Origin of the sequence: Lederbergia galactosidilytica, assembly GCF_017873565.1 — a bacterium.
In the GTDB taxonomy this organism is placed as follows: domain Bacteria; phylum Bacillota; class Bacilli; order Bacillales; family Bacillaceae_C; genus Lederbergia; species Lederbergia galactosidilytica.
Genome location: NZ_JAGGKH010000002.1, coordinates 179213 through 192438 on the forward strand (window position 1 = coordinate 179213; position 13226 = coordinate 192438).

General features: G+C 36.6%; 14 protein-coding genes. All 14 read right to left on the reverse strand.

What is annotated here, in order from left to right; translation table 11 throughout:
- Positions 1–5 precede the first annotated feature (5 nt).
- Complete coding sequence (locus tag J2Z23_RS02725; protein ID WP_057986605.1) at positions 6–770, reverse strand: FliA/WhiG family RNA polymerase sigma factor; 765 nt, start codon at positions 768–770, stop codon at positions 6–8.
- Positions 771–1048: 278 nt separating this feature from the next.
- Positions 1049–1543: a chemotaxis protein CheD gene (locus J2Z23_RS02730; RefSeq protein ID WP_057986607.1), complete on the reverse strand. Its 495-nt coding sequence runs from the start codon at positions 1541–1543 to the stop codon at positions 1049–1051.
- Positions 1536–2180, reverse strand: coding sequence for a chemotaxis protein CheC (locus J2Z23_RS02735; RefSeq protein ID WP_064467933.1), 645 nt, complete (start codon positions 2178–2180; stop codon positions 1536–1538). The genes J2Z23_RS02730 and J2Z23_RS02735 overlap by 8 nt, the downstream gene beginning before the upstream one ends.
- Entirely contained in the window at positions 2170–2640 is a 471-nt protein-coding gene (locus J2Z23_RS02740; RefSeq protein ID WP_420795705.1) for a chemotaxis protein CheW, read from the reverse strand. The genes J2Z23_RS02735 and J2Z23_RS02740 overlap by 11 nt, the downstream gene beginning before the upstream one ends.
- Positions 2641–2655: 15 nt before the next feature.
- Positions 2656–4701 (reverse strand): chemotaxis protein CheA, encoded by a 2046-nt coding sequence (locus J2Z23_RS02745; RefSeq protein WP_209973175.1) that lies wholly within the window; start codon positions 4699–4701, stop codon positions 2656–2658.
- Positions 4702–4713: 12 nt separating this feature from the next.
- Positions 4714–5304: a CheB methylesterase domain-containing protein gene (locus J2Z23_RS02750; protein ID WP_057986615.1), complete on the reverse strand. Its 591-nt coding sequence runs from the start codon at positions 5302–5304 to the stop codon at positions 4714–4716.
- A 138-nt stretch (positions 5305–5442) separates the two neighbouring features.
- On the reverse strand, positions 5443–6312 hold the full coding sequence (locus J2Z23_RS02755) for a MinD/ParA family protein (protein WP_057986617.1): 870 nt from the start codon (positions 6310–6312) through the stop codon (positions 5443–5445).
- Positions 6309–7448: a flagellar biosynthesis GTPase FlhF gene (flhF, locus tag J2Z23_RS02760; RefSeq protein ID WP_057986619.1), complete on the reverse strand. Its 1140-nt coding sequence runs from the start codon at positions 7446–7448 to the stop codon at positions 6309–6311. The genes J2Z23_RS02755 and flhF overlap by 4 nt, the downstream gene beginning before the upstream one ends.
- The gene (gene flhA, locus J2Z23_RS02765; RefSeq protein ID WP_057986621.1) at positions 7445–9478 is read right to left on the reverse strand and encodes a flagellar biosynthesis protein FlhA; all 2034 of its coding nucleotides are present in this window, start codon (positions 9476–9478) and stop codon (positions 7445–7447) included. The genes flhF and flhA overlap by 4 nt, the downstream gene beginning before the upstream one ends.
- A 220-nt stretch (positions 9479–9698) precedes the next feature.
- Positions 9699–10781 carry a flagellar biosynthesis protein FlhB gene (flhB, locus tag J2Z23_RS02770; RefSeq protein ID WP_165589631.1) on the reverse strand — a complete coding sequence of 361 codons (1083 nt, stop codon included), beginning with the start codon at positions 10779–10781 and terminating at the stop codon, positions 9699–9701.
- Complete coding sequence (gene fliR / locus J2Z23_RS02775; RefSeq protein ID WP_209973176.1) at positions 10778–11557, reverse strand: flagellar biosynthetic protein FliR; 780 nt, start codon at positions 11555–11557, stop codon at positions 10778–10780. The genes flhB and fliR overlap by 4 nt, the downstream gene beginning before the upstream one ends.
- 4 nt (positions 11558–11561) lie before the next feature.
- A complete protein-coding gene (gene fliQ / locus J2Z23_RS02780; protein ID WP_057986628.1) occupies positions 11562–11831 on the reverse strand; it encodes a flagellar biosynthesis protein FliQ in 270 nt (89 codons plus the stop codon).
- A gap of 46 nt (positions 11832–11877) precedes the next feature.
- The gene (gene fliP / locus J2Z23_RS02785; RefSeq protein WP_057986630.1) at positions 11878–12546 is read right to left on the reverse strand and encodes a flagellar type III secretion system pore protein FliP; all 669 of its coding nucleotides are present in this window, start codon (positions 12544–12546) and stop codon (positions 11878–11880) included.
- A complete protein-coding gene (locus J2Z23_RS02790) occupies positions 12539–13225 on the reverse strand; it encodes a flagellar biosynthetic protein FliO (RefSeq protein ID WP_057986632.1) in 687 nt (228 codons plus the stop codon). The genes fliP and J2Z23_RS02790 overlap by 8 nt, the downstream gene beginning before the upstream one ends.
- Position 13226: the final 1 nt, after the last annotated feature.

Genomic DNA, 13226 nt, shown 5'->3' on the forward strand with positions numbered 1-13226 from the left:
CCCCATTATCGTTTTTTTAAAAGAATTACCTTTAACTTTGACAATGTTTTTGAATGGATTTGCGAAATTCTAGAAGTTGAAAGCTGCATCACTTCACCAATCTCTGTAAATGTGAGCTCTTCCTTATAAAATAAACTCAATACTAATTGTTCTTTTTCAGTTAAATCCTTAATTGCCTCTGTCAGTTCACTAAGCCACTCTTTTTTCACAAGTTGATCTTCAGGTCCTAGTGACTCTTGATCTTTAATTGAATGAACTGAATGATCTCCTTCTTCATTCATAGCTATTTTTTCGTCGATGGAAAGCACACTGGAAAACACATGCTCATTCAAAACGCGGCATACCTCATCTTCCGTATACCCACAATTTTTTGCAATCTCAGTAATAGATGGTTTTCGCATCAAATGCTGTTCTAATTCATTTGTAGCGGCCTCTATTTTTTTTACTTTTTCCCTTGTACTTCTTGGTAGCCAGTCCTCTTTTCTTAATCCATCAATAACAGCTCCTCTAATTCTAAAGGATGCATATGTATCGAATTTTAAGTCACGTGATATATCAAACTTATGCAGGGCATCTAATAATCCAGTCATTCCTAAACTTTTCAATTCTTCTCTACTCACATTTTTGGGAAGTCCTACAGAAATACGCTGAACATGATATGAAACTAAGGGCATATATTTCTCAATCAACATATTACCTGCATCAGCATCCCGAGAATGAATCCATAAATCCCAACATTTTTGCTCTTCAAGCGGTGGTGAGTTCGACATCCTATCTCCTCCTCACATGAATAAATACAGTTCAAAAAGTTACCAAGATAATTAAATCGCGAAGTCTCAAACACAGAAAAACTTCTCTGAAGCCGCATCGCACTATGGAAAAAAATTCGAGTGGCGGACTTGCGTATGTGTACTGATGACTTCCCTGTTGGCGATTTTACTTGCCTTCCTCTGATCCAAGAGCAGCTTAATACAAAGCTAATAAAGCGTTTCTCCCCCCAACATTTGGTGGCTTTTTGAACATCCCTCTATAAGCGTTCCTCACTAGTCTATATTTCAAGGGCTTCATGATAAGCCTTTCTAATATATAAAATAGAAGAGTCTGGAACAAATTCAATGGTTCTCCCACTATTTCCCCCTGTATCTTCTCCGATGAGAGGGATACTTAGATTTTTTAGTTCTCGTTTCACTGCTTCCACATTCCTCGGTCCAATTCTCATCTGTTCCGTTTGTTTAGCAAACTGAAACATTTGAGCGCCTCCAGCAATTTTAGCTTTTAATTGGTTACGAATAGCGCCTCTTGTCAGCAAATCCGTGACAAGTTTCTTAATTGCGGTATCAGCAAACTTAGCAACATTTAATTGTTGTCTTCCTTTGGCAAGCGAAGAATCTGGCAACATAATATGTGCAAGTCCTGCTATTTGCGAATGTTGATCATAAATCACGACACCTACACAAGAACCAAGACCAGCGGTTCTAATCGAATTTGGAGCTTTTACTACATCCATATCTGCTATCCCTACACGCACTACTGTCTCAATCATCGATTTTGACTCCAAGCTTTTGGAAGATCGTAGCAAAAGAGCTTGGGTCCGGCAGTAGGAAAAAATGTCCTTTTACACTTTCGGAATCATCAACTGTTTCTTCATCATTTAATGCTGTATCAATAACAATTGCGTAATCCTGTGATTGAGAAAGTTCAATTAATCCATAACTAATAATGGCACCAGCCATATCGATACTAATAGAAGGAACAGAAGCGTGTAATCGTAAACCCGTAAAATCAGATAGAGATGTTAAATAGGAGCCTGTTAGGATATTCCCTAACTCCTGCATCGCCGACAACGCCATTTCCGAATAAGGTGGTTGTGAAAAGGAAAAAGTATCGTCCTTTGTTAGCTTTTGCACCAGCTTTGTTGCTTGTTCAAGCGGCAAAATAAAGAACATACTACCTGAAGCATCTCCCTCAACCCGTAAAAAGATCGCCGTAACAATTTTATCATGACCGCCGGCTAATTCTAGCATCTGATCAAATGTAATGATACGTGCAGTCGGTACTTTCATTTCAATATTTTTCCCTGTTAAAACAGATAGCGCTGTGGCAGCATTCCCGGCACCAATATTACCGATTTCTTTCAAGATATCAAGGTGAAATGGAGTAATTTCTGTCTCAAACTCCATTGTTCATTTTCCTTAATTCAGGCGGTTTTATCGTTAATTCTAAATCGAGTAGAATTAATAACCTATGATCTATATTGGCTACTCCCGAAATATATTCTTCAGCAATAGAACCCGCCACATTGGGACAAGGTTCGATCGCTTTTACAGGTATATCTAAGACATCATTTGCTTCATCTACGATCATGCCAACCGTAATATCATCCCAGGTTACAATAATAATTCGCGTATTATCTGAATGATCGTGATCTCCAATCTCAAATCGTTGTTTTAAATCAATAATTGGAATGATGATTCCTCGTAAATTAATAACCCCCTTTATAAAAGAAGGCATATTGGGGACTCTAGTTATATGGAGCATTTTTTCAATAGCTGTTACATATTCTGCTGAAATACAATACTCTTTTTGATTAAGGTTGAAGACGATCACTTTTTTCTCAGATTCAATCACTGCTTCATTCACAATCTTTCACTCCTTTTACTTTATCAATGCATTACAATCGACGATTAAAGCTACCTGTCCATCACCTAAAATCGTTGCACCCGAAATTGCAAAAACTTCTGCCAAATAATTTCCTAAAGATTTTAGAACAATTTCTTGCTGGCCGATGAAAGATTCAACAGCTAAAGCTGCCATTTTTTCGGCTTTACGAACAATGACAATTGAAACAAATTCGGATTCATTATCAATTCCATCCTCAATATGGAAAACCTCTTGTAGAGAAACGAGTGGAACAACACTTCCTCTAAAATCAATAACAGGTTGATTATGAGCAGTCATAATATCAGACGTTTTAATAATAGCCGTTTCAATAATCGAAGAAAGTGGAATTGCATATTTCTCTGCTCCTACTTCTACGAGTAAAGCTGAAATAATTGATAATGTTAATGGTAACTGGATAGAAAACTTCGAGCCCTTACCTTCAGTAGACTGAATTGAGATAGTGCCACCCAGTGATTGTATAGTTGATTTAACAACATCTAAACCTACTCCTCGACCAGATACATCTGATATCGTATCTGCAGTAGAGAAGCCAGGGGCCATAATTAATTCAAAAGCTTCTTCATCTGTCATTAGCTCTGCTTCACTTTGGGAAATAATCCCTTTTGATATCGCTTTGTCAATCACCTTATGTCTATTGATGCCTGCGCCATCATCATCAATCTCAATGAAAACATGATTCCCACTATGGTAAGCTTTTAGATGAATGGTTCCTGTTTCTGATTTTCCATTTGCCCTTCTGGCTTCTGGGCTTTCAATTCCATGATCAATCGCATTTCTTAACAAGTGGACAATTGGATCGCCAATTTCATCAATCACAGTACGGTCCAATTCCGTTTCGGCACCAATAATATGTAATTCTAACTGTTTATTTAAATCTTTTGCCAGTTGTCTAACCATTCTAGGGAAACGATTAAAGACTGTCTCAACAGGCACCATACGCATATTTAAAATAATATTTTGTAAGTCACTAGAAATCCTAGACATTCTTTCGACTGTCTCATGAAGATCTGCATGGTTAATATCCTGAGAGATTTGTTCCAATCTACCCTTATCAATTACTAGTTCTTCGAAGAGATTCATCAAAATGTCAAGTCGATCAATATTCACCCTAATTGTTTTACTAACTGTTTTAGTTTGTTTCTTGTCTGCTGTTTCTTTATTATTCTTTGCTTCTAGCTTGTTCTTCTTACCTGATTCCAAAGTTGGTTGTTCTTCTTTTGTCGGCGAATCTTCTACTCGTTTCGACTGGGTTAAGTCAACGGCCTGAATGTTTACAGACTCGATCTCAGATATTTTCATAATCTTCTTTACGAGATCAGCTTCTGACTCTTTCGTAATTAAAGTTGCGATAAATTGAGACTCAAATTGTTCTTCCTCTAATTGTTCAACAGTTGGTAAAGATTTAATGACATCCCCAGATTTTTCCAATACTTCAAAGACCATAAAAACGCGAGCCGTTTTTAATAAGCAGTCTGGCATTAAACTTACTTGGATTTCATAACATTCATGTCCTTGTTCACGTGATTGCTCAATCACCGTCTTTTCATATTGATCATATTGAAGCTGATCGGCAAGGTTGTTTTTTTCATTCGTAACCGTAGCAGCAACCTCTTGAAAAGCCTGATCCTTCTCTGGGTCTAAGCCTTTTTCTAATAATTGCAATTTGGCAATGACATCAGCGACATCTTTCTTCCCATCGCCCCCAGACTCAATTGAATCAACCATGGTTTCTAGATCATCAACCGCAAGAAAAACAACATCTAATAAAACGGTAGTGACAACAATTTGCTTATTACGAATACCATCAAGCACATTTTCCATAATATGAGTAAGGTTGGCTAAATCACTATAGCCCATTGTAGCTGACATCCCTTTTAATGTATGAGCAGCTCGGAATATCTTATTCACAACCTCTAAATCTTTTGGGTTTTTCTCTAATATTAAAAGATTTTGGTTTAACGACTGCAAATGCTCTTTACTTTCATCTATAAATACCTCTAAATAATGATTCACATCCATACGCCCACATCCTTATCCTAATAGTTTCATAATATTGTTTGCAATATCATCCAATTTGGTAACAGAATCAACTAACCCTGTTTCAATTGCAGCTCTTGGCATTCCATATACAATACAACTATCCTTCGATTCGGCCATCACGATGGTCTCGCGATCCTCTTTTAAGTCGATGATCCCTTTCTTTCCATCGGAACCCATACCTGTCATAATAATGGCGAGCTTTTTATGTTTCTTTAATCGACTTACTGATTGAAATAAGACATCAACAGATGGGCGATGACCATTAACAGGTTCTGTCTCTAGAATCCTTATTTTCACTTCTTTTCCATGAGATATAAGTGACATCTGTTTCCCACCTGGTGCAATATACGCCGTTCCCTTTTGCAAAATCTCCCCATCTTCAGCTTCCTTAACTTGAATTTCACAAAGCGTATTCAATCGATTTGCTAAAGACTTTGTAAATTTAGGTGGCATATGCTGAACAATCACAATAGGAGCTGGCAAATGCCGTGGCAATTCCGATAAAACAGTTTGTAGTGCCCTTGGTCCTCCAGTGGATGTCCCGATACAGACGATCGTATGATATTGGTCTTCTGAATGCATTTCCTATTCTCCTCAATGTATTTACTCAACATAACTTCTAATAAATGTTCGAAAAGGAGATAAAAAGGACCAACTCGGCTAAGTATTGACATCAATCACCAAAGTGTCTTTTTTACCAGATTTTTTTAACATCCTCTTTTAATCTTTTCGATAAAATAATTTGCGTAATTTACCAACAAAGGAACTTGGTGCTTGCTGTTTGGTCATCGGAGTTTTTTGGTAATTCAAGTAACGATCAAGGATGAGCTCCAATTTAATGGATATCGATGCTCTTGGAAACTTAGTAGAAAAGACATCTTGATTAATTACCGCTTTCCGTACATGCGGATCTTCTGGTAATACCCCTAGTAGATTGACATTTTTATGAAGAAACTTTAGGACTGTTTTTTGCAATCTTTCCAATGTCTCTCTTCCCTGTCTCTCATTATCCGCCCTATTACAAATAAGAAAAAATTCACTTTCCGTTTCTTCCATACAAATAAATTTCATCATGGAATATGCATCTGTCATAGCGGTCGGTTCAGGGGTAGAAATAACTAAGATATCGTCGGCAGCTAAAAGAATTTTCATGGTGGCTGAATTTGCCCCTGCTGCCATATCAAAAATAATATAGTCATACTGTCGTTGAATATCCTTTAAAGCTGTCAAAAGCCTACTTAACATAGATGCATTTAATTCAATCGCTTCATTCAATCCATTTCCGGCCGAAATATAAGAAATTCCTGCTGGAGTACGATAAATAATGCTTTCTATAGGCAAACCCTTATTTAAAAAATCTGATAAAGTATGTGCAGAAGAATGCCCAAGTATTATATTGACATTTCCCATTCCAAGATCTAGATCAAATAAAAGAACTTTATAGCCGCGCTCATTTAATTGTGCCGCTATATTAATCGAGATATTTGATTTACCAACACCACCTTTTCCACTTACCACCGCTAGTGTCTTTGCTTGGTCTTCAGTATTATTTTCAATCATCCTTCTCAAAGCCTGAGCTTGATCATTCATTGTTTTTCATTCCCAACCAAGTAATTAGCAATGTTTTCCGGCGTTGCTTTTATGATGTCATCAGGGACATCTTGTCCAGTCGTAATGTAAGAAACCCCAATCTGATAATGACATATCATATTGTAAATAACCCCATAAGCGTTTGTTTCATCAGCTTTCGTAAAAATAAATTGGTCGAAATCCATGTTTAGGAAATTATTAGCAATTATTTTCATATCTTGCTCTTTCATTGATATGGATAAAACAAGATATGTGAAGATACCTTTTGCATTTCCAAACATATTCTTTAACTCCTCGATATACCGTTTTTCACGATAATTTCTCCCAGCTGTATCGATAAATATGAGATCATAATCGGAAAAATTCGCAATTGCATTTTTAAAATTCTCTTCCTCATAAACCACTTCTAATGGAATTTGTAGAAGTTCTGCATATGTCTTTAATTGCTCAATTGCCGCAATTCTATAAGTATCAGTTGTAATAAAGGCTACCTTTTTTTTCTCTTGTAAAACCGCATTTGCTGCCAGTTTCGCAATTGTAGTCGTTTTTCCTACTCCCGTCGGACCAACAAAATTAACAATTTTCGCGTGATCAGGAATACCTTCAAATGAAATATTTTTCAGTTCATTTAGAATTTCATGAGTGCACCAGTCCTCAATATCTGATTCAGTTGGTTTCTCCCGATTGATTCTCCATCTTTCTAATAACTGATCACCTAGTTTTTTAATATGTGTATTTTCTAACTCAATCGCTTGTAACTTCGATAAACAGAACTGTATTTCATCTGGATAATGATTCATCGACATAGAACTTGTCTGTTTTATATATGAGAGTTCTTTTTTTAAATCAGTCAGTTCCTTCCTTACATCTTGCTGCTCAACATGTTTCTCAAGTTGAACAGCAGACGGAAAAGACTCTATTGTTCTTCTTTCTTTATTTTTTCTCGTAGAGGCTACCGGAATAGGCTTTTCATCAATAGCTGCCACAACCTCGATCATTTTCTTGCGGAAAAGCCCCATAAAGCCACCTTTATACACAATTTTTGAATTAAGGATTACTGCATTATCCCCTAATTCGAGCTTTACCTTTTTCATAGCTTCTGGCATCGTCGTAGCAGTTATTTTTTTCATATTCATTCGATATTCACCACCCCACTACTTTGAACTTCCACATTTGCTTCTAATTCGTTATACGATAAGACAGGTACATTAGGGAAGTACCTTTCTGTTAATTGACGAAAATACATTCTAACAGCTGGTGAACAGAGCAGAATTGGTGTTTGTTGCCTTAATGACTGTTGTTCAATTTGATTCGCTGTTGATTCAAGAATAACTTGGGAATCGTTTGGATCCATTGACAAATAATTGCCATGTTCTGTTTGTTGGACACTATCCGCAATTAACTTTTCAATCTTAGCCGAAACGGTTATCACATTTAATGTTTCATTTTCATTAACATACTGCTTCGTAATCTGTCTAGCTAATGCCTGTCGGACATACTCTGCTAATACGTCCGGATCAGACGTCATTTTAGCGTAGTCAGCTAAAGCCTCAAAGATAATCGTCATATTGCGAATCGAAACATTTTCTTTTAAAAGTTTAGCCAAAACTTTTTGGACCTCTCCAATTGTTAATGGATTAGGTGTTACTTCTTCAACAAGAATTGGATATGATTCTTGTAAATGATCGATTAATTGCTTTGTTTCTTGTCTTCCTAATAAATCATAAGCATTTGCTTTTAATACTTCAGTGATATGTGTAGACACAACTGATGGCGGATCAACGACAGTATAGCCCAATATTTCAGCTTGTTCTTTTACATCCTCTGTTATCCATTTAGCTGGCAATCCGAAAGAAGGTTCAATTGTATCAATTCCTTCAAGTGTATCTTCACCACCTGGACTCATAGCTAAATAATGGTCTAACAATAATTCTCCTTTTGCCATTTCATTCCCTTTTATCTTAATTCTGTAGGCATTTGGTTCCAATTGAATATTATCTCGAATCCGTACAACTGGGATAACGATTCCCAACTCTAAAGCAAGCTGCCTTCGAATCATCACTACCCGATCAAGCAAGTCTCCCCCTTGATTGACATCAGCCAAAGGGATTAGGCCATAACCAAATTCAAACTCAATAGCGTCGACATGAAGCAAGTTAACCACACTTTCCGGACTTTTCAGATCCTCCGCTTCAGTCTCTTCAGCCTGATCGATTAAATCTGCTTCAGAAATAGTAGATGAGCGTGAAATCATTAAACCGCCGATGGCTAAAGCTGCTGCAATCGGGATCGTTAATATATTATTAATGGTTGTAAACAATCCTAATAAGAAAATTGTTGCTGCCGCTACATACAACATCTTGGAATCAGAGAAAAGTTGCTTAATAATATCATTCCCCAAATTCCCTTCAGATGCTGCTCTTGTCACAACAATTCCTGTTGCAGTGGAAATAAGGAGCGCAGGGATTTGGCTTACAATTCCATCCCCTACCGTAAGCATCGAATACTTGACAGCTGCTTCTCCAATCGGTAAACCTTGCTGAACCATCCCGATGATAATCCCAAACAATAGGTTAATAAGAACAATGATAATACCGGCAATGGCATCCCCTTTGACGAATTTACTCGCCCCATCCATTGCACCATAAAAATCAGATTCTCTTGAAACTTTATCCCTGCGATCACGCGCCTCATGTTCTGAGATCACCCCAGCATTGAGATCAGCATCAATACTCATTTGTTTTCCTGGCATTGCATCTAGGGTAAATCTCGCGGCAACTTCTGAAACTCGCTCTGCGCCTTTTGTAATGACAATAAATTGAATGACAATTAAAATCGAGAATACTACTAGACCAACAAGAATATTGCCCCCAGTTACAAATGTTCCAAATGTTTCAACGACCCCACCAGCATCTCCTTTTGATAAAATCGACCTTGTTGTCGAAACATTGAGACCTAAGCGAAACAAAGTAAGTAACAATAGCAGTGATGGGAATATAGAAAATTGCAAAGCTTCATTCATATTCATTGAAGTAAGTAATACTAGGAGCGCAAGAGAAATATTTATGATAATTAGTAAACTTAATAACCATGGCGGAAAAGGAATAATCAACATGGCAACAATTAAAATCACAGCAGATAATACAGCTAAATCTTTAAACTTCATAACATTTCTCTCCCTATAAAAAAGCGCAAACGCCTTGATCAGCCCCAATATGCAAATGTTTTGAGTCATAAAAGCCTGGCTTTACTTTAACTGACTCAGATTATAAGCAGAACATCGACTTAGGGCACGCCGTTCTGGCATAACGCCGATGAAATCACAAGCTGTGATCTTCTCGGGGCTAGGCGATGGAACATAGTCCTGCATTCATTCTCTTTCTAAATTAAATTTTGTTCTGAATTCTATATACATAAGCTAGAACTTCCGCAACTGCTTTAAAAAATTCATCAGGTATTTTATCTCCAATATCAAGTTGATCATATAATGAACGAGCTAACGGCCGGTTTTCCACCATGACTATGTTATTTTCTTTTGCAATTAGCTTAATTTTTTGCGCCAAAAAGTCAACGCCTTTTGCAAGGACTACTGGAGCATCTGCTTCCTTTTCATCATACTTTAATGCTATGGCATAATGGGTTGGATTTGTAATAATTACATCTGCCTTCGGTACTTCTTGCATCATGCGTGACATTGCCATCTCTCGTTGTTTTTGCTTTATTTTTGATTTAATTAGTGGGTCACCTTCGGAATTTTTGAATTCATCTTTAATGTCCTGCTTCGACATCCTAATATTTTTCTCAAAGTCATATTTTTGATAAAGCCAATCAAGCATGGAAAGAGCCAACAGAGAGAGTGAAGCTGCAATCCCCATTTGAATCGTTAACTTTCCAACTATTTTTAAAGCAGCTCCAACTGACTGTTGAGATAGTTGTAAAACATCTTCAATATGAAGATATAATACAAAAAAAGTGACCCCGCCAACAAAGCAGATTTTTAAAACAGATTTTAATAGCTCAACGATCGCCCTGATGGAAAAAATTCGTTTAAACCCCTTAATAGGATCTAATTTCTCTAGTTTTGGCTGGATTGATTCAGTCGAAAACATAAAACCTACTTGTAATAAGTTTGAAGCCACTCCCGCAACTAAAGCAATAAGAAAAACAGGACCTAGTAAAAGGGCAACTTCTTTTAATACAGTCAATATTATAGGTTGGATATTTTCTTCCGTTAAATCCATTAACATGAATTCGTTAAAGGAGTGGCGGAAGGTCTTGAGTGCAATTTCCCCCATGTTCGTTGAATAGAATTGCAAAAACATAAATACAGCTAACAAACCAATCGCGGTATTGACATCCTGGCTTTTGGCTGCTTGGCCTTTTTTTCTCGTATCAAGCCGTTTTTTCGGTGTTGCTTTCTCCGTTTTTTCACCGGCAAAGAACTGAAGATCCAATTTAAGCTGCATCAACCAGTGCCCCCCATATAGCTCATCACATCTCTTAATACAACAAGCATTTCCTCAAAAAGATTTTGGACGGCACCAAATAATACCGCCATAACAATAAAGATTACTATAAAACTTACCGCTATCTTAATCGGGAAGCCCACAACAAATATATTTAATTGTGGTACCGTTCTTGCCACAATTCCTAATGCCACATCTACTAAAAATAATGAAGCAACAATGGGCATTGCCATTTGAAAAGCGATCATAAACATAAGACCAAAAGATTTAACTACATATAAAATAAAACCTTCTTCTCCAAAAGCCATCACAAATTGATCAATCGAAATAAAGTGATAACTATTAAAAATACCATCTATAATTAAATGATGCCCATTTACCGCTAATAGAAAAAGCAGTGAGAACATATATAAATATTGCCCCATTAGCGGACTTTGTGCTCCTGTTTGCGGATCTATCACATTGGCAATCGCAAAGCCCATCTGGAAATCAATAAAGCCCCCAGCTATTTGAATAGCGGATAGCATCATATAAGCGATAAAGCCTAATAATAGACCAATAATGGCTTCTTTTAAAATTAATAATAAGTACGTACCATCTATCGGTATCGATGTAACATCTAAGGTATAGTAAACCAATACAGCCAAAATAAAGGAAAACCCTATTTTAAAGATTGTCGGAATTGTTCTATATGAAAACAGCGGAACTGATACAAAAAAAGCAGATATTCTCATAAAAACAAGTAATAGTATTGAAAATTGTGGGATTAGTGTATCCATTGTATCATCCTATAAATCTAGTTAAATTCTGAAATATATCTGCTGTGTAAGATAATAACTTACTTATCATCCAAGGGCCCAATACAACCACTCCCACTAAAACGGCTATAATTTTAGGAATAAAAGCTAGGGTTTGCTCTTGAATTTGAGTGGTTGCTTGAAATATACTGACAGCTAGTCCTACAGCTAGTGCAATCAATAATAATGGGCCTGCAACAATCAAAACTGTATATACTCCATTTTTTGCTAAGGCAATGACCGCTTCTGCGCTCAATCTGATCACTCCAAGTAGATAAATTTGCTATTCGGTTATAAATGGTTTAGCCAAAACTTTGTAATAAGGACTGAACGACTAAATACCAACCATCCACTAACACAAACAATAATATTTTAAAAGGTAGTGAAATCATGACAGGTGGAAGCATCATCATACCCATAGACATTAGAACACTCGCCACAACCATGTCAATAACCAAAAATGGAATAAAAATCATAAATCCAATTTGAAAAGCGGTTTTCATTTCGCTTAGTGCAAATGCTGGTACCATGGCGGTTAAAGGAATATCTTCAATTGTTTCAGGTCGCTCAGCTTGAGAGTAATTTAAAAATAATTCCAGATCTTTCTGTCTAGTGTGCTTACTCATAAACTCCTTAAACGGTACGGCCGCTCGTTCATAAGCTTCTTCTAAATTTATTTCATCATTAAATAAAGGTGTTAAAGCCTGCTCATTTACTTCATGTAAAGTAGGAGCCATTACAAAAAATGTTAAGAATAAGGCCAGTCCTACTAAAACTTGGTTAGGCGGCATTTGCTGTGTTGCCAAAGATGTCCTTACAAAAGATAAAACGATAATGATTCGTGTAAAAGATGTCATTAAGATAAGGATCGCTGGGGCAATCGATAAAACAGTAAGTAAAAGAAATAACTTAACGGAAGTCGAGACGGCCTCAGATGAACTATTATTAAAAAACTCCATAAATTCATTCATCTTGAGAATCCTTCCTTTCAATCCGTTCCAATACCTTTTGGCGTTGTTCCCTTACCAAATTCAGTTCATTTTTTAATTGTTGGTGAAAAGAAAACTGAGGTCTCGAATCTCGCTCAGACTTCTCTTTAAGTGTTTTTTTAACAAATAACTTTGAGATTAGGTCAACAGGCTCTAATTTTTGTTCAAGCTGCTCATTATGCTGATGGAGAAACTCATTCATTTCCTTCTCATCAGTGATTTCTTGCAATAATTGAATGTCTTCTCCCACACCCAAAATTAAGATTCGTTTGCCCACTTTCACAAGCTGAACTGAGCGATTTCCACCTAATGCGGTTCCCCCAATATTTTGGATAATTTTATTTTGTTGGTAAGATTGGCTTTTCTTTTGAATAAATTTCAAGAGGAAATACAGGATTGCCAAGACGAAAACAAGTGATGCCAGCATTTTAAATACATCCCAAAAATCTATCCCTACTTTTCCTGGAGATTGATTTTCATCAATTTTAGTATCTGATTGATTGGATATATCTTCTTGTTGTTGGCACTCATCCTTATTTTCGCCAAAACAATCAGCCACACTTCCATCAAATGATGCAGCGTGTGCTTGACTATTGACATATATATTCCCTACAAAAAAAATCCCCAAAAAGATCAATAGCCATTTTTTGCTTCTTTTCATT